Origin of the sequence: Planococcus beijingensis (genome assembly GCF_016820615.1) — a bacterium.
Classification (GTDB): Bacteria; Bacillota; Bacilli; order Bacillales_A; family Planococcaceae; genus Planococcus; species Planococcus notacanthi.
Genome location: NZ_JADHDZ010000007.1, coordinates 74,962 through 91,643 on the forward strand (window position 1 = coordinate 74,962; position 16,682 = coordinate 91,643).

The window sequence follows — 16,682 nt, forward strand, 5'->3', positions numbered from 1 at the left end:
TCCAAAGTTGGTTACAGCAAAGCGATTAAGGCAGCAATTGCTGCCACTTGATGCTCAAGCGCTTTGCTGATGTGCAGCTTCACGGAACTTGGCGCGTCTTTCAATTGCTCTTCCAAGCGCGTGATTTTTTGTTGCAGGTACTCGAATTCTTCGGTAACTTCATCCACCAGCTCATTTGTTTCCGGCATTTCCGGCGCGTTGAGGATTTCTTTGATTTCCGAAATCGACAAACGCTGTTTCTTCAGCAGCTGGATCCGTTCAAGCGTCTGCAGAGCAGAAGCCGGATAAAGCCGGTAGTTGGCTTCAGAACGTTCACTATGAAGCAATCCGGATACCGTGTAGTAATCGATGGTTCTTGTTGATACCCCGCTCATTTTTGCAACTTCTCCGATTTTCATTAATCCCTTCCCAATGCAGACGCCTCCCTTTTTGATTCCGTTCAGCCGCAAAACTTACGCAGCTGAAATCCGTTTTGATCAACTGCGGAAAAGCAGTTTCTCTCTGTAATAAAAAATATAGCACATGCCAGTAAAAAGCATACAGTTGCACGTGCTGCTTTTTAATAGAAATATTGAAATACTTAGGAGGTTTGCCATGATATCGACATTTTTTGCTTAGAGAGGTGATTTAGCGAAAGAGCGGTTCGGGCACGGGGTGCCTGAAGTGGTCTTTCTTCTTTTTCCAATTATGGTTTTGGTGCTTCTGCAAACAACTTCACGGATTCTGCTAATAAAACCGGCTATTCCGCAAACAACGCCCTGTATTCTGCAAATAAAACAGGTTATTCCGCAACAAACCTGTCTTTCCGTCATTCTGGCTTCTCTCCCGTTTATTTTTCAATTTCAGGACTGACTGCCGGCCAATCGGGTATAGCTCTAATACAGCAATTTCTTGCTGGATAACGGTCTTTAGCCACGGGGGTTCTTCGTAAAATCGATTTTGAGATTTGGCAAATAGCATTGAAAAGGAGATGGCGTTTTTGGAATATCAACTGACTTTGCGCTTGGCTGATGAAAATAAAGGGTATTCCTGGCTGTTCGAGAGCCCGGAGGATACCATGCCGCTGTTTGATGAGGTAGTGGAGACGTTCCAGCATTACGAAGCAGATGACATGGAGACGTTTATCCGCGAGAAGAAAAAGGAAATCGAGGAAACGGGGTCCAGCCATACCGCACAGATTGACGTGACGAAAGTGGACAAAAAAGCGATTATCCGATCCGCGTCGTATAAGGAAATGTGGTACGAAGGAAAATATTTCGATGATATTTTGGAGGTGTTGACCGATCGGTTGGGCCCACCGGAAAATCAGCAATTTGAATAGCAGTTGTTGGCAGCAAGCGTCCTTTGGGGCGCTTTTTTGTTTGGAAATAATAAAAAGCCAGGCGACATCTGCCTGGCTCCATGCTTATTCCCTTCCTTTGATTACTTGTTCCACCAACCCACCTATAGATTCTTCCCCTTCGATCATCATCGTGAAAATGAGATCCGGGCTTTCCAGGCTATAGCCGGCAAACCAGGCGTTCTGCTCGCCGTTTTCCCGTGTGGTGCCACTTTTGCCTGCGAGCTCCAGCCCCAGCTCGCTGCCCGCATTGACCAATCCTGCCTGCAGCGTTTCGGCATTTGCAGCGTCAAGCAAGCCTTCATTCCATACTTGTTGGTCTGCGTCATCAAGGAATAACGTCGGCTTGTAAAGAGTGCCGTTTGCCAAAATGGGGCTGTAGAGAGTGGCGAGATGCAGGATGTTGACCTGCATCTGCCCCTGTCCGGAAGCCGTCCCGGCGAGCTGGCCTTCTGAACCGAATGTGCCGTCCCGGGAAATCTGCGATGGCGTCAGCTCGATGGGAAAGGCGATTTCTTCGCCAAAGCCGAAATCTTCCAAGCCACTCCGGAACTCATCATTCGGAATATTGAGCGCCTGCTGGGCAAAATAGATATTGTCCGAATGGGCCAGCGCTTTATTCAAATCAATCGGATTCGGCACATCATCGTGCGGACGCGTCACCCGGTAATCGCCCCACGAACGGTAGCGCTGCCACGACTTACCGGTGATACCGAGCCCTTCCGCCGGATCGAGCGTACCGCTTTCCAGTCCGATCGCTGCGGTGACCGGCTGTATGACCGGCCCCGGTGTATACACTGCCGCAAACCGGTTGAAGAACGGCTGCAGCGGATCGTTCGCAAGTTCCTGAAAGCGGCTATTGGTGATGCTTGGAATAAATTCATTGGGATCAAAGCCCGGTGAACTAACCAACGCCAGCGTTTCACCGGTATCTGGATCGATTGCCGCACCGGTTCCCGCCTTGCCCCTCATTGCATGGTAGAGTGCTTTTTGCAATTCGGCATCGATGGTCAACGCCACCGTTTCGCCAGGCACGGGTTCATTGTCCACCGACGTGATGACGGCGTTTTCCCGTTGCTTCTTCAAAATGATGCGGCCGCCCGCTTCTCCGCGGAGCCGCTCCTGCAAAATTTCTTCAAGCCCCTGCCGCCCGACCAGCGTTTCAGCCGAATAGCCCTGGCCGCTCCACGCGTTCAGCTGCTCGGCAGTAATAGGGCCGATATAACCCGTAATATGCGCCAGTGCGGCGCCATACGGATACGTGCGCATCGCCACTTCGTCCCGTGTCGTGCCGCGAATTGTAAACAATTCATCCAGCTTCTTTTGGTCCGCTTTGATCTGCGCAATCGGCACCAGGAAATGCGGCTGGACCCACGGCTGGTTGAGCTTGTCCTCCAGCGCCTGCTCATTCATCCCCAGCAATTCCGCGAGCTGCGGCTTTTTGGACTCATCGAAGTTTTCCGGAATCACACTGACTTCATAGCCGGTGCTGCTCGAAGCGATCGCTTGCCCGTTCCGGTCCACAATCTCCCCGCGCGGACCTTCGGTGATTTCAGTCGTCACCTGGTCTCCCGCTTCGAGATTTGGCAGAATAAAAGACGGATCCCATTCCACAAACCAGTCCTCCACTTCACCATGCGCTTCATACAATAAAGTGAGCGTCTTTTCGAATTCCACCGGACCGATGATCGTATCGAATGTTACCCGGACCGGGAAATCCGCCGGCTGTTCTGGGGTCCATTCAGCATCTTCCACTGGTGCAGTATAGGAGATTTCTACATTGTCGATGCCCAACTGTTCGTGAAGCTCCTGTTGCCAGATGACAAATTTTTCCTCTCCGTAAACCGATTGCGTGCCCTGGTTCAAATAATTAATGTGCATGCCAGCAAAGTCGCCGGTTTTCCACAGCTCAATAAACTCGGCGACCCGAGGTTCCGGCGACTCGACCGTCTCAACGCCCTCTTCCGGCTGCGGGTCAGGTGCCGGCTGCGCGTCCTCCTCCTGACACGCTGTTAGGTTGAGAATCAATAGAAAGAAGATGGCTGTTAAGATGTTCTTCCTCATCACATGACCTCCGCTCTTTAGCTTTCTCCTATTATCGCTTGAACGGGCCAGAATATAAAGACTGAATTTTCTGTATCAATTTTATTGTATAGGAGTGGTTGGATTTGGAGGGGGCGTTAAAGTAGGAGGCTTGGTAGTTTAGGTAGAGACGTGGAGTGTGCAGGTAGAGATAGGAATAGTGCTTGTAGAAAGCGGAATTTGTGAGGTAGGGTGCTGCTTTCGTGGTTGGATGTTGAGTTGTTCATGTAAGAGCGACGATATCTCATGTACAAACTCAAATAGTGCTGGTAGAAACCGTGTATCCTCAGGTAGACTCCCGCTATCACAGTAGAATTGCGAGTTGTTCATGTTAGAGCGACGATAGGTCAGGTAGAAAATCGGATAGCACTGGTAGAAACCGTGTATCCTCAGGTAGACTCCGCTATCCCGGTAGGAATGTGAGTTGTTCATGTAAGAGCGAGGATATGTCATGTAGAAACTCAAATAGTGCAGGTAGAAACGGCGTATCCTCAGGTAGCCACCCACTCTCCCTATTGAATCGCGAGTTGTTCATGTAAGAGTGTGAAAATGTCATGTAGAAGCTCAAGTAGTGCCGATAGAAACCCCATATCCCCAAGTAGTCTCCCGCTATCCCCATTGAATCACGAGTTGTTCATGTAAGAGCGAGGATATCTCATGTACAAACTCAAATAGTGCTGGTAGAAACCGCATATCCTCTGGTAGACTTCTGCTCTCACGGTAGGAATGTGAGTTGTTCATGTAAGAGCAGCGATATCTCATGTACAAAATCAAATAGTGCTGGTAGAAACGGCGTATCCTCAGGTAGACTCCCACTATCCCGGTTGAATCGCGAGTTGTTCATGTAAGAGCACACAAATGTCATGTAGAAACTCAAGTAGCAAAGGTAGAAACCACATATCCTCACCTAGCCACCCACTTTCCACAAAAAAATAACCAAGCGCATACCCGCCTGGTTAACTCACAATTACTTCTTTGTCTTCTCTTTGATTTTATTCGCAACGTCGTCTTTCATGACCATGGCTTTATCTTTATAATTCGATGCTTTTTCTTTGTAGTCGTCTTTGTTTTCTTCCCAATGCGCTTTGCCTTTTTCAATCGACTTGTCTTTTAATTGGTTCAGCTTGTCTAGAAATGCCATTTAGATCATCCTTCCGTTTCCCCCGCCGTTAAAACGGTCAGGTCAACTGGGTTAAGCATACCGTGTTTGCCTGGCCGTGTCTAAAATTAGCCGAAAGTCGGACCACCTATTAAATGAAACCTGCAGCGCTAAATGGCGTATACTCTAGATAACTAATTCCGAACTGCTTATCCGAAAGGGGTGCTCCATGTTTGAACAAATGAAGGCGCGTTACCTGATCCTGTTTTCGGTATTGGGGATGATCGCCACTCTGGTTATCCTGATTGCGCTCGGTGTCAGTGATATCACACCTGATGTCGTCAGCCAATTGGTGCTGTATGTTGTGGTCCCTGGCATTTACTTCGGCTACTATTTCCGCAAACACCAGTCTTCTGTCTGGGATGTGCTGTCTTTAAACGGCATCCGGAAATGGCTGCCGGCTTTATTCGCGTTGGTGGCGGTGTCCATCGCTTTTTCCATCAGCATGTTCTGGTTCCAGTTGTTCATGTTGGCGCCCGTCGCCCCGTGGTTGGTGAATTTCATGCTGGAAGAATTCCCGGTGCCGAATACGCCCGGGTATATCGTTTTCACGATTTTCACGATTGCCATTTTGGCACCGATTGTGGAAGAATTCATGTTCCGCGGCGTGCTGCTGAAGCGCATGATCGCCAAGACCTCGATGTGGGGCGGGATTTTGATTTCCAGCTTGTTGTTCGGCATTTTGCATTTGGATATTATCGGCGCCTTCCTTTTTGGTGTCGTGGCGTCACTTCTGTATGTGCGGACCAATAATTTATTGGTGCCGATTTTATTGCATATCATCAACAATTCATTGGCAGCGGCTGCATTGTTTCTGGCACCGACTTGGCCGGAATCGCTCGCCATTTTCAGTCTGGCCGATATCTATGCGAAAGCGGCTCCGAATGCCGTAGTACTTGGCATCAGCGCGGTGCTGTTGATCGGCGCCATTTTCTGGCTGGGGCGCGGCTTGCCAAAAGCGCCTGAAGAAATTCATCAATAGAAAAAGGTCGACCGTGCACAAATCGTGCGGTCGACCTTTTTGGTTTTAAACAGCCACTTCCGTTGAAAATTGGCTGTGGTACAGATCGGCATAGAAACCATCTTTGTCGAGAAGCTGTTGGTGCGTGCCTTGCTCGATAACCGTGCCTTTGTCCATAACGAGGATCAAGTCGGCGTCTTTGATGGTCGACAGGCGATGCGCAATGACAAAGCTGGTGCGCTCTTTCATCAGTAGGTTCATCGCTTGTTGGATAAAGATTTCGGTCCGTGTGTCGACGCTCGAAGTCGCTTCATCAAGAATCATGATCGGCGGATCGGCGAGAATCGCACGGGCGATGGTCAATAATTGTTTTTGCCCTTGTGAAATATTCGAGACTTCCTGGTTCAGGATGGTATCGTAGCCATCCGGCAAGGTCCGGATAAAGTGATCGGCATGTGCCGCTTCTGCCGCTGCCAAAATCTCTTCTTCGCTGGCACCGGTTTTCCCGTAGGCGATGTTGTCGCGGATCGTACCGTTGAAGAGCCACGTATCCTGCAGCACCATACCGAAGTTCTGGCGCAGCTCGTGACGCGACATTTGCCGTGAATCAAGACCGTCGATCAGGATGCTTCCGCCATTCAATTCATAGAAGCGCATCAATAGATTGATCAAGGTCGTTTTTCCGGCACCGGTCGGCCCGACTATCGCAACTGTCTGCCCAGGGCGTACGTCGATATTCATTTTGTGGATCAGCAAGTCTTGGTCGTAGCCGAAGTCGACATCTTCAAAAACGACAGCGCCTTTCGCACGCGGCAGAACGGAAGTCGTCACTTCTTCCACTTCTTCTTGTTCGTCCAGCAATTCGAAGACCCGTTCAGCCGCGGCAATCGTCGATTGGATGATGTTGGCGATGTTCGCGGTTTGGGTGATCGGCTGCGTAAACTGTTTGGAATAGGTGATGAACGCCTGGATATCCCCGATCGAGATGGCGCGCTGCGTCACCAGGATCCCGCCGACAATGCTGATGACGACATAACTCAAATTGCCGATCAGCGTCATCATCGGCATGATGATCCCGGAAATAAACTGGGCTTTGCGGCCCGCTTGGTACAATTCTTCATTGACTTCATCGAATTGTTCGTTGGATTTTGCTTCATGGCCGAATGCTTTGACGACTTGGTGGCCTGTGTACATTTCCTCCACGTGGCCGTTCAAGCGCCCCAGATTTTTTTGCTGGCTGCTGAAGTATTTCTGGGATTTCTTCAAAATCGGTCCGATGACGAATAAAGACAGCGGCAACGAAACAACCGCGATCAATGTCAATAAAGGACTGATCGTCAACATCATCACCAAGATCCCGACAATGGTGACGATGGAAGTAATGAATTGCGTCAAGCTTTGCTGCAGCGTGCTGCCGATGGTGTCGATGTCGTTGGTCATGCGGCTCAAGGTTTCACCGTTTGGACGTCCATCAAAATACTTCAGCGGCAGTTTCTCCAGTTTTTTGTTGACGTCCTGGCGCAGATCATAGACCGTGTCCTGTGCCACTGTTGACATCATGTACTGCTGGATATAGCTGAACAAACTGCTGAACAAATAGAGTCCGGCAAGGACAGCGAGAATTTGGCCGATGACGCCAAAGTCGATGCCGCCGCCCGGCACGCCCTGCAACTGGCCGTATGCGCCTTCGAACAATTCGGTGATCGCCATTCCCATGATTTTCGGTCCGACGATGGTGAACACCGTACTGAGTATGGCGACCAGGAAGACCGCTGCCAATTTCTTGCGGCGCGGTTTTAAATAAGAGACAAGGCGTCGGAATGTGCCTTTGAAATCCTTGGCTTTTTGCGGCGGCATGTTCGCTCCGCCATGAGGAGGTCCCATCTTGGTCATGCGATCTCCTCCTCTGACAATTGAGATAAGGCGATTTCACGGTAAACTTCATTGGATTTCAACAGTTCTTCGTGCGTGCCCATGCCCACCATTTTTCCTTTTTCCAAAACGATGATGCGGTCCGCATCGACGACGGTGCTGACGCGTTGTGCCACCAATAGGACCGTAGCGTTTCGCGTTTCGTCTTTCAATGCTTTGCGCAGCTTGGCGTCTGTCTTAAAATCCAGCGCCGAGAAACTGTCATCGAAAATATAAATATCCGGCCTGCGGATCAATGCGCGGGCAATCGACAGGCGCTGCTTCTGTCCGCCTGACAGATTGGAACCGCCCTGCTCGATTTCAGCTGCGTAGCCGCCTTTGATTTGATCGATAAACTCTGTAGCTTGCGCAATGCTTGCCGCGTGTTCCATTTCCGCTTGCGTGGCATCTTGTTTGCCGAAGCGGATATTGTCCGCAATGGTCCCGGTGAACAAGATCGATTTCTGCGGAACAAAGCCGATTTTCGAACGTATTTCCTGTTGCGAAGCTTCACGGATATCGACGCCGTTGACGCGGATCGTTCCGCTCTTGACGTCATAGAAGCGCGGCACCAGATTGACCAGCGTCGACTTTCCGGAACCTGTCCCACCGATCAAAGCGGTGATTTCCCCCGGCTTGGCGGTGAAGCTGATGTTCGACAGCGCCGGCTCTTCCGCTCCTGGATAATAGAAAGTAACATCCTCGAACTCCAGCGTGCCCCGTGCACGGTCCGCTTTGGCGGTGCCACCGTCCGTGAAGGCCGGTTTCATTTCCAATACTTCGTTGATGCGTTTCGCCGATACCGCTGCACGCGGAACCATGACAAACATGAACGAAGCCATGACCAATGCGAACATGATCATCATGACGTATTGGATAAAGGCCATCAGATCCCCGATCTGCATAGCGCCGTTATTGATGCGGATACCCCCGAACCAGATGACGGCGACGACGGTCATGTTCATGACCAGCATCATCACCGGCATCAGGAAAGCCATGACTTTATTGACTTTAATGGAGACATCGGCCAACTCACGGTTGGCTTTTTGCAAACGTTCCTTTTCTTCCGGCTCGCGGTTAAAAGCGCGGATGACTCGGATGCCCGTCAGGTTTTCACGTACAACCAGGTTCAAGCCGTCCAAACGTTTTTGGACTTCCTGGAATAAAGGCATTCCATATTTCAGGATCAACAAGATCGCAACGGCCAATACCGGCATCGCGCCGATGATGACCAGCGACAATTGGGCGTCTTTCGAGACCGCCATGATGACGCCGCCGACCAGCATGATCGGCGCGCTGATGACCATGCGCAGCATCATGATGACCACTTGCTGCACTTGGGTGATATCGTTTGTGGTGCGCGTGATCAGTGAAGCCGTTCCCACTTCATCGAATTCCTGCAGCGAGAATTGGCCGACGTGTTTGAAGACTTTCTGCCGCAAATCGCGCCCGAGCCCCATCGCCGCTTGAGACGAATAAAAACTGGCAAAAACCGCGGCGACAGCACCGATTGCCGAAACCAACAGCATCCAGCCGCCGATTCGCCATATATACGGAATGTCCCCTTTGACGACGCCGTTGTCGATGATGTCCGCCATCAAGGTCGGCAAAAATAGTTCTGCCATCGATTGGCCGAACACCAACAACACGACTGCCAGCACAACCCATTTATACGGATTGAGATTTTTCAGGATTTTAATCATTTCGTTGCCACCTCTAATTCCACTTCTTTTAAATACGACGAAATTTTCCGGTGCGCCTGTAGCAGCTCTTCTACCTGCTCGTCCGTAAACTGTTCACTGGCCGCTTTGAACACCTGATGCAGGCCATCTTCCTGAAGATGAAGTTCCTCCACCAACGCCTGGCCTTTCGGGCTGAGTGCCAGCAAGGTTTCACGGCGGTTGTCCTCGACTTGCCGGCGGTCAAGATAGCCTTCTTTGACCAGTCCATCCACCGCCTGGCTCAACGTACTTTTCGGCAGGAACGTCTTTTCCCCAATATTTTTCTGGGTCATTTCCTTGCAGCTGATGATCGTCATCAAAATCGAATATTGCGGAATCGACAGCCCTTTTTCCACTGCCGACTTTTGAATGAAGCGCACCATATTTTTCTGTACATGGGCAAATGACAGCATCAATTGCATATACGCATCCATTTCTTTATTCTCATTCATCTATAGCACCACCCTTCATTTTCGAACCGTTCCAAATGGAACCATCATTGCATATCCTATAAGCTACTCCGATTGGTTCGGTCCGTCAACTTTGAAGTACCGGCTTTTATGGCAATAAAAAACATCTCCTACAAGTGGAGATGCGATTTTTTCAGGAACATTTTTTTATGGTAATTTCAGCACTATGCGAGCGGCAACAGTCGATGAGCTGCGTCAGCAGTTTGCGGTTCTGCATAAAGTTTTCCGGTTCGTTCCAAACCGCGCGGAACACCTGGGCGACAAGCTGCTCACAGACGGACGGGTCTGAATCGGCTTGGCGTGCAATGTTCCATAAGATCCGGTGGTAGCGGTCGTACAAATCGGCCAGTGCCTGTTGTTCCCGGTTCAGTATGTCCGTCATCAATTTCTCGTCTATGGTCAATTTGTCACCTCCATATTTGCCATTGCCTTTAGGCAATCGTCCTAAACCTAACTATCTCGAAATAAAGGCATTTTTTAAAAATAAAATAGAAAACACTAGAAAAATCCGCCTTTCGCAGAGTTTTCTAGTGCTATCGATTTATCTCATTTAATTGTTTAGAATGTTTTCCAACGCTTTATCGAGCGTCGGGTAGGCAAAACGAAATCCTGCCTGCTGCAGCCGCTCCGGCAAAATCCAGCGGCTTTTCAAGATCAATTCCGGTTCTGTCCCAATAACCACTGCGCCTATTCCCAGCATCCACTTGGTTGCCGGCAAAGCAAACTTCCGGTCCATCGTTAGCCGCAATTGCTTCATCAGTTCGCGATTGGTGACAGGTTCCGGCGACGTGGTATTGATGATGCCGCTGATGTTTTCATTGTCACGTATAAACAGGATAATGCGATAAACATCTTCAAGATGGATCCAGCTGAACATCTGACGTCCGTTGCCTTGCTTTCCCCCAAGTCCGAAGCGCACCAAGTTTTCGTATGGCGGCATGACACCACCGTCTTTGCCGAGAACAATCGACAGACGCAATGCTGCTTGCCGTGTATTCGGCAGCTTGAACGTGAAAAACGCCTGCTCCCACGCCTTGCCGACCTCCACCGAAAAGCCGCTGCCGAATTCCCCGTTCGCTTCGGTCATCGGCCGGTCTTCCGCATGGCGGTAGATCGTCGACGTACTGGAATTAATCCAAAGCGGAGGCGGATTGTCGCAAGCCAGAATCGCGGTTCCCAGCGCTTCCGTCGTCTCCATCCGCGAGTCGAAAATCTCGCGCTTATTCGCTTCGGTATACCGGCAGTTCACCGATTTCCCCGCCAAATTGACCACCATCTCAGCGCCTTCCAACGCATTGACGATTCCGGTATGGTTACTCCAATTCAAATAGCCGGGCTGCCGTGAAATAATGACTACCTGATACCCCTGGTCTGTGAATTTCTGTTCCAAATACTGTCCGACAAATCCTGTGCCTCCAGCCAATACGATCTTCTTCATCCCATCACCCATTTTCTGTAAGTTGTTCTCAAGCTACTTGACGCTTTAGTGGAATAAAAGATGCAGCTCAGCCAAATTCTTTTTGATGTTTCTTTTTGCGCTTCAAGTAATCTTCATCTTCCCGGATTTCGTCCCAGCGCTTTTTGAAGATCGCTGCCGATTCCGCCTTCACCGGATCGATTTCCCTTTCCTTGATGCTGCCGTCTTCATTGTATTTGCGGCCGCCTTTGTAATTGGTGTAGCGGCGCGCCCGCGTATAGCCCATCTGAATGAATTTGCGCGCCATGTCCATTCCCACAAAATCATCCTGCTTGCGGTACTCCTCGAACATCTCCGAAATCTTATCGCACGATTCCTGCGCAATTTCCGGCGTCTTGAAACGCCAATACGGCAAAATTTCACTCTTATACGGCTCCACCAGCAACACCCCCTGCTCACCTTTTCCCACACGATACAGCTCAGGATGTTTGCGCAAATCCAAGTTCTCATAATCCAAATCATAATCAAACGCCATGTTGATCGACTCCTTTATACTGAATGCTTTGTTAGAGTTATACCCTTGATTGGGGTGGGTGAATCCATGGGGAGTGATTAGTGGATAGGAAGCGTTAAGTCTTTGTGTCGAGAGTGGGGATTGCGGTAGAAATGGGGATTGTTCCTGTAGAAAGCTCAACTTGTCATGTAGCGATGCGAGTTTTGCGGGTAGAAAACCAATATCCTCCTGTAAAGAGTGGCGATCCCGGTAGAAATGAAGATTGTTCATGTAGAAAGCTCCACTAGTCATGTAGCGACACAAGTTGTGCAGGTAGAAATCCAATATCCTCCTGTAGAGAGTGGCAACCCCGGTAGAAACCCTGATTGTTCATTTAGAAAGCTCAACTTGTCATGTAGCGACGCAAGTTGTGCGGGTAGAAACACAATATCCTCCTGTAAAAAGTGGTGACCCCGGTAGAAACCCAGATTGTTCATATAAAAAGCTCCACTTGTCATGTAGCGACGCAAGTTGTGCAGGTAGAAAACCGGTATCCTCCTGTAAAAAGTGGCGATCCCGGTAGAAACCCATCCCTCCTATAAAAACAAAAAACCAGAGAAAACCTCAACGGTTTCCTCCGGTCTTTATCGTCGGGGGCGTTTTTCAGCCCCCCTGGTCTTATCCATTCAGGTTTGTATCTTTTGGGATTTTGTAGACACGCGCTTCATATGGAAGCAATTGCGCGGGATCGATGTTTTGGTGATTGGCCAGAAGCAGTGTGGAATCTTCTGGATCCACTGCGCATAAGACCGCATGCTGAGCAAGGTTCGTTACGACCAATACTTTGTCGTCTTCATTTTCGCGTGTATAGGCAAATACGGAGTCGTGGTTCATGTCCACCAGTTGGTAGTCGCCGTAGACGAATACGTCCATGTTTTTGCGCAGCCAAATCATCTGTTTGTAAAAAGACAGTACCGAATGCGGATCGTTTTCCTGTGCTTCGACGTTCAGCCATTCGTAATTCGGGTTGACGCCCATCCATGGCAAAACATCTGAGAAGCCAGCATGGTTGTTGCTGTTCCATTGCATCGGTGTCCGGGAATGGTCGCGGCTGGTTGCGCGCAAAACGGTCATGATGGCGTCATGCTCCATTCCGCTTTCCTTCTTATGGAAATACAGATTATGCGTATGGACGTCATCGAAATGATCGAGTTCTTCAAACGGGGCATTCGTCATACCGATTTCCTGGCCTTGGTAGATGAACGGTGTCCCCTGCATGAAGAAGTACATGCATCCGAGTGCCGTCGCGCTTTCACGCCAGTGCGACTGGTCATTTCCCCAAGTCGACACAATGCGCGGACGGTCATGGTTTTCGATGAATAAAGCATTCCAGCCATTGCCATTCACTTTCTCCTGCCACTTGCTGAGGACCGCTTTTAGTTCCGGCACGTTGACACCATTGCGCACTTCGGTGTTCCATAAGCCGATGTCTTCAAACTGGAAAATCATATTGAACTTGCCATTCTCGGGACTGACCCAATCGTGGATTTCATCCGCTGAAACGCCGTTCGCTTCACCGACTGTCATGATGTCGTGTTTGCTGAAGGTTTCATCGTATAATTCCTGAAGCAGCGGTTGGATGCCGTCGACATTCATCATCTTTTCCCATGAAGGTACAAAGAGGTGGCCGTCCAGATCCGGAACGTTCGTGTACTCTTTTTTGATGTGGCTGATGGCATCTACGCGGAATCCGTCGATGCCTTTCGCTACCCACCAATTGACCATTTTAAAGAGTTCATTGCGGACTTCGGGGTTTTCCCAGTTCAAATCGGGCTGTTTTTTTGAAAAGACATGCAAGTAATATTGGCCGGTCTTTTCGTCGTATTCCCAAGCCGGTCCACCAAAGATGCTTTCCCAGTTGAGCGGCTCATCGCGCCAGACATACCAATCACGCTTCGGATTGTGGCGGGAGGAACGCGATTCCACAAACCAAGGATGTTCATCGCTCGTGTGGTTGATCACCAAGTCGATGATCAATTTCATGCCACGCGCGTGCACTTCTTCCAGCAGGCGGTCGAAATCCTCCATGGTTCCGAAATCTTCCAAAATGGCCTGGTAATCGCTGATGTCGTACCCATTGTCGTCATTCGGCGATTTGTACATCGGACATACCCAAATGACATCGATGCCTAATTCTTTCAAGTAATCCAATTTGCTTGTGATGCCGTTGATGTCGCCCAGGCCATTGCCGTCAGAATCCATGAAGCTGCGCGGATAAACCTGATAGACGACTGCTTCTTTCCACCATTTTTTATTCATATCCGATCCCTCTCAAAGACGGCGGCAAGATCCTCTTTCAATCAGCCGGGATGAAACCACGACTTGCTTTGGAGGCACCGATTCGTCCGTTATTTTCTCTAATACCAATTCCGCTGCATGCAGCCCGAGTTCATAAATGGAAATGTCTACGGTGCTGAGCGGCGGCTTTAAATGTTTTGAAATGGCGTGGTTGTTGAAACCGATGATGGAAATGTCTTCGGGCACCCTGATTTGCAGATCCTCAAGGTAACCGATCACTTCGTATGCGACCATGTCGTCATGCGTGACGATGGCTGTCGGCGGCACGTCGAGTGCCATCAACTGGCGGATTGCTTCGCGTTCCTTGCCTTGCATGAGTTCCTGGTTCACCGCGTAGGCTTCAACAAAGGGAATGCCGTGTTGGTCCAGTGCCTGCCGGTAACCTTCCATCCGATCCAGCGAAACGACGAAATCCGTAGCCCCTCCGACAAAAGCAATATGCCTGTGTCCGAGGCCAATCAAGTATTCCACCGTTTCTTTAGCGTTGTTGATGTTGTCGTTATCGACATACGAAACGGTTTCCGGATCTTTATGCGGACGTCCGACTACAGAGAACGGCAACCCGCATTGCCCCAAGTATTCCATAACCGGATCGCCGATTTTCGAATACAGCAGGATGATGCCGTCGACTCGTTTTCCTTGTGCCATTTCCACGACTTCCCTGTGGATTTCTTCCTGTGTAGCGCCTGTCGATAAATACAAGCCATACTGGCTGCCGTGCGCACGTGTTGAAATGCCGCGCAGCACTTCCGGAAAGAAAGGATTTTGAAATGCCAGTGTCGCCGAATTTTCCATAACGATGCCAAGCGTCTGGCTCTTTTTCGCTACCAGATTGCGGGCCTGGAAATTCGGGAAGTAGCCCAGTTCTTCCATGACTTCACGGACTTTTTGTTTGGTCTTGCTGCTGATTCGTGGATTATCTGCAATGACACGGGACACAGTGGCCGGCGACACGCCAGCTTGTTTCGCAACGTCTTTAATCGTGACTGCCATGATGCTGCCCCCTTATTTTACTGCTCCATCCGATACGCCTTTGATGATTTCACGTTGTGCAATAAAGTAGAAAATGATGACCGGAATGATGGCGAGCGTCAAGCCCGCAAGTGCCAGATGCCATTGTTTCGTATATTCTCCGAAGAAAAAGAACATCTTCAATGGGATCGTCTCGCTTCCCGGAGTGTTGATGACCAATGAAGGCAATAAGTAATCGTTCCAGATCCAGATAATGTTCAGGATCGCCACCGTCACCGTGATCGGCTTCAGGATCGGGAAGATGATGTACCAGAATACTTGCCAGCGGTTGGCTCCGTCGATTGTTGCTGCTTCATCCAGCGAGCGCGAAACATTGTTCAAGGCGCCGTGATAAAGGAAAATCGATAGGCTTGCACCGAATCCGAGATACATGAAGATCAATCCGCCGCGGTTCAGCATTTCAAATTGGCCAAATACCGTCACGAGCGGAATCATGACCGACTGGAATGGAATCAACATCGCTGCAACGAATACAAAAAACAGCACCGTGCTGAGTTTGCTTTTCGCACGGGACAGCGCATACGCAGCCATCGCAGAGAAGACGATGATCAAAACCACACTGACGATGGTGATCAACAATGAATTGAAAAGCGTACGCATAAAATCAAGCTCTTCGAAAGCGGTGATGTAATTATCGAAGTTCCATTCTGCCGGCAGGCTGATGGTATCCATGAATATTTCTTTTTTTGATTTGAACGAGTTGACGAACATGAGATAAAAAGGGGCCAGCCATAAAAGCGCCAATAATCCCCCGAGGACTTCCAGTTTGATATCCCACTTTTTCCGCATTACATTTCAACCTCCTTGCGTTTGTTCACATAAACTTGAACAAGAGCGATGATTGCAACGATGACAAAGAATATGACCGCTTTGGCCTGCGCATAAGCGAAGGCATTTTGCGTGAATGCAGTCTTGAAAATTTCCATTGCCACCATTTCAGTTGAGTTGTAAGGTCCGCCGCCTGTCAGCGACAAGTTCTGGTCATATAATTTGAACGAGTTGGACAGCGTCAGGAACATGCTGACCGTGAACGCCGGCGCAACAAGCGGGAAGACGATGTAACGGAAACGCTGGAATGTGGAAGCTCCATCAATTTCAGAAGCCTCCAGCAATTCTTTCGGCATCCCCTCCAAATAAGCGATGTAGATGACCATGATGTACCCGGCCATCTGCCAGCTCATCAAAATAACCAAGCCCCAGAATCCCGTGTCTGTCGTAGACAGCCAACCTTGCAGGCTTTCCATGCCGATGATTTCACCGACACTGGCAAACACTTTGATGAAAATGAACTGCCAAATAAATCCTAAGATCAAACCACCGATCAAGTTCGGCATAAAGAATGTCGTACGCAATAATTTGCTAGAACGGACGCGGCCCGTCACAAGCAATGCCAGGGACAGTCCGATGATGTTGATCAGAATAACTGAAACGATCGAGAATTTTGTGGTGAACCACAGAGAATCCAAGAACCGCTCATCTTTGAACAAATCAATGTAATTTTGTAAACCGACGAATTCACCAGTAACAATACCGTTCCAGGAAGTAAATGAATAATAAACTCCAAGCAGCATCGGAACGATGACAACCAGCGTTAGCGCCAGTAAAACGGGGGCGAGGAACAACCAATAGGATAAATCTTTTGTACGCATGTAGGCACCTTTCCTTCCTTAACTCATTCCATGAAAGCTCCGGTAACAAAACAAAGTAGCACACAGGCTACTTTGTTTATCACGCTCATG

Annotated in this window: 15 protein-coding genes; 2 read left to right on the forward strand and 13 right to left on the reverse strand. The window is 49.4% G+C overall.

The genetic code is table 11. The annotated features are described in order from the left end of the window. Positions 1-11: 11 nt before the first annotated feature. Positions 12-398 (reverse strand): MerR family transcriptional regulator, encoded by a 387-nt coding sequence (locus tag IRE19_RS15550; RefSeq protein ID WP_191716346.1) that lies wholly within the window; start codon positions 396-398, stop codon positions 12-14. A 581-nt stretch (positions 399-979) separates the two neighbouring features. On the opposite strand from IRE19_RS15550, the gene IRE19_RS15555 reads away from it, so the two are divergent. Beyond that, positions 980-1,321: a hypothetical protein gene (locus tag IRE19_RS15555; RefSeq protein WP_191716347.1), complete on the forward strand. Its 342-nt coding sequence runs from the start codon at positions 980-982 to the stop codon at positions 1,319-1,321. 84 nt (positions 1,322-1,405) lie between these two features. Here IRE19_RS15555 and IRE19_RS15560 read toward each other — a convergent pair whose 3' ends face one another. Next, positions 1,406-3,403 (reverse strand): penicillin-binding transpeptidase domain-containing protein, encoded by a 1,998-nt coding sequence (locus tag IRE19_RS15560; protein WP_203341095.1) that lies wholly within the window; start codon positions 3,401-3,403, stop codon positions 1,406-1,408. A gap of 985 nt (positions 3,404-4,388) precedes the next feature. Beyond that, positions 4,389-4,562: a hypothetical protein gene (locus IRE19_RS15565; RefSeq protein WP_197053101.1), complete on the reverse strand. Its 174-nt coding sequence runs from the start codon at positions 4,560-4,562 to the stop codon at positions 4,389-4,391. A 187-nt stretch (positions 4,563-4,749) separates the two neighbouring features. On the opposite strand from IRE19_RS15565, the gene IRE19_RS15570 reads away from it, so the two are divergent. Then, positions 4,750-5,562: a CPBP family intramembrane glutamic endopeptidase gene (locus tag IRE19_RS15570; protein ID WP_203341096.1), complete on the forward strand. Its 813-nt coding sequence runs from the start codon at positions 4,750-4,752 to the stop codon at positions 5,560-5,562. Between the two features lie 45 nt (positions 5,563-5,607). On the opposite strand, the gene IRE19_RS15575 is transcribed toward IRE19_RS15570, so the two are convergent. From IRE19_RS15575 to IRE19_RS15620, 10 genes are all read right to left on the reverse strand, one after another. Then, entirely contained in the window at positions 5,608-7,434 is a 1,827-nt protein-coding gene (locus IRE19_RS15575) for an ABC transporter ATP-binding protein (protein ID WP_203341097.1), read from the reverse strand. Then, a complete protein-coding gene (locus IRE19_RS15580) occupies positions 7,431-9,155 on the reverse strand; it encodes an ABC transporter ATP-binding protein (RefSeq protein ID WP_203341098.1) in 1,725 nt (574 codons plus the stop codon). The genes IRE19_RS15575 and IRE19_RS15580 overlap by 4 nt, the downstream gene beginning before the upstream one ends. Beyond that, positions 9,152-9,625, reverse strand: coding sequence for a MarR family winged helix-turn-helix transcriptional regulator (locus IRE19_RS15585; RefSeq protein WP_203341099.1), 474 nt, complete (start codon positions 9,623-9,625; stop codon positions 9,152-9,154). The genes IRE19_RS15580 and IRE19_RS15585 overlap by 4 nt, the downstream gene beginning before the upstream one ends. Before the next feature lie 151 nt (positions 9,626-9,776). Then, positions 9,777-10,046 carry an RNA polymerase sigma factor gene (locus IRE19_RS15590; protein ID WP_203341100.1) on the reverse strand — a complete coding sequence of 90 codons (270 nt, stop codon included), beginning with the start codon at positions 10,044-10,046 and terminating at the stop codon, positions 9,777-9,779. A gap of 147 nt (positions 10,047-10,193) precedes the next feature. Then, on the reverse strand, positions 10,194-11,081 hold the full coding sequence (locus IRE19_RS15595) for a TIGR01777 family oxidoreductase (protein WP_203341101.1): 888 nt from the start codon (positions 11,079-11,081) through the stop codon (positions 10,194-10,196). Positions 11,082-11,148: 67 nt separating this feature from the next. After that, positions 11,149-11,595 carry a DUF4385 domain-containing protein gene (locus IRE19_RS15600; RefSeq protein ID WP_203341102.1) on the reverse strand — a complete coding sequence of 149 codons (447 nt, stop codon included), beginning with the start codon at positions 11,593-11,595 and terminating at the stop codon, positions 11,149-11,151. 636 nt (positions 11,596-12,231) lie between these two features. Next, positions 12,232-13,872 carry a glycoside hydrolase family 13 protein gene (locus IRE19_RS15605; protein ID WP_203341103.1) on the reverse strand — a complete coding sequence of 547 codons (1,641 nt, stop codon included), beginning with the start codon at positions 13,870-13,872 and terminating at the stop codon, positions 12,232-12,234. Positions 13,873-13,884: 12 nt separating this feature from the next. Continuing rightward, on the reverse strand, positions 13,885-14,904 hold the full coding sequence (locus IRE19_RS15610) for a LacI family DNA-binding transcriptional regulator (RefSeq protein WP_203341104.1): 1,020 nt from the start codon (positions 14,902-14,904) through the stop codon (positions 13,885-13,887). Positions 14,905-14,916: 12 nt separating this feature from the next. Beyond that, a complete protein-coding gene (locus IRE19_RS15615; RefSeq protein WP_191716359.1) occupies positions 14,917-15,732 on the reverse strand; it encodes a carbohydrate ABC transporter permease in 816 nt (271 codons plus the stop codon). Next, positions 15,732-16,592, reverse strand: coding sequence for a carbohydrate ABC transporter permease (locus IRE19_RS15620; RefSeq protein WP_191716360.1), 861 nt, complete (start codon positions 16,590-16,592; stop codon positions 15,732-15,734). The genes IRE19_RS15615 and IRE19_RS15620 overlap by 1 nt, the downstream gene beginning before the upstream one ends. Between the last annotated feature and the right edge of the window lie 90 nt (positions 16,593-16,682).

Coding starts and splice junctions, on each gene's coding strand:
- IRE19_RS15550 (WP_191716346.1), bottom strand. CDS start 398: ATGAAAATCGGAGAAGTTGCAAAAATGAGCGGGGTATCAACAAGAACC.
- IRE19_RS15560 (WP_203341095.1), bottom strand. CDS start 3,403: ATGAGGAAGAACATCTTAACAGCCATCTTCTTTCTATTGATTCTCAAC.
- IRE19_RS15565 (WP_197053101.1), bottom strand. CDS start 4,562: ATGGCATTTCTAGACAAGCTGAACCAATTAAAAGACAAGTCGATTGAA.
- IRE19_RS15570 (WP_203341096.1), top strand. CDS start 4,750: ATGTTTGAACAAATGAAGGCGCGTTACCTGATCCTGTTTTCGGTATTG.
- IRE19_RS15575 (WP_203341097.1), bottom strand. CDS start 7,434: ATGACCAAGATGGGACCTCCTCATGGCGGAGCGAACATGCCGCCGCAA.
- IRE19_RS15580 (WP_203341098.1), bottom strand. CDS start 9,155: ATGATTAAAATCCTGAAAAATCTCAATCCGTATAAATGGGTTGTGCTG.
- IRE19_RS15585 (WP_203341099.1), bottom strand. CDS start 9,625: ATGAATGAGAATAAAGAAATGGATGCGTATATGCAATTGATGCTGTCA.
- IRE19_RS15595 (WP_203341101.1), bottom strand. CDS start 11,081: ATGAAGAAGATCGTATTGGCTGGAGGCACAGGATTTGTCGGACAGTAT.
- IRE19_RS15600 (WP_203341102.1), bottom strand. CDS start 11,595: ATGGCGTTTGATTATGATTTGGATTATGAGAACTTGGATTTGCGCAAA.
- IRE19_RS15605 (WP_203341103.1), bottom strand. CDS start 13,872: ATGAATAAAAAATGGTGGAAAGAAGCAGTCGTCTATCAGGTTTATCCG.
- IRE19_RS15610 (WP_203341104.1), bottom strand. CDS start 14,904: ATGGCAGTCACGATTAAAGACGTTGCGAAACAAGCTGGCGTGTCGCCG.
- IRE19_RS15615 (WP_191716359.1), bottom strand. CDS start 15,732: ATGCGGAAAAAGTGGGATATCAAACTGGAAGTCCTCGGGGGATTATTG.
- IRE19_RS15620 (WP_191716360.1), bottom strand. CDS start 16,592: ATGCGTACAAAAGATTTATCCTATTGGTTGTTCCTCGCCCCCGTTTTA.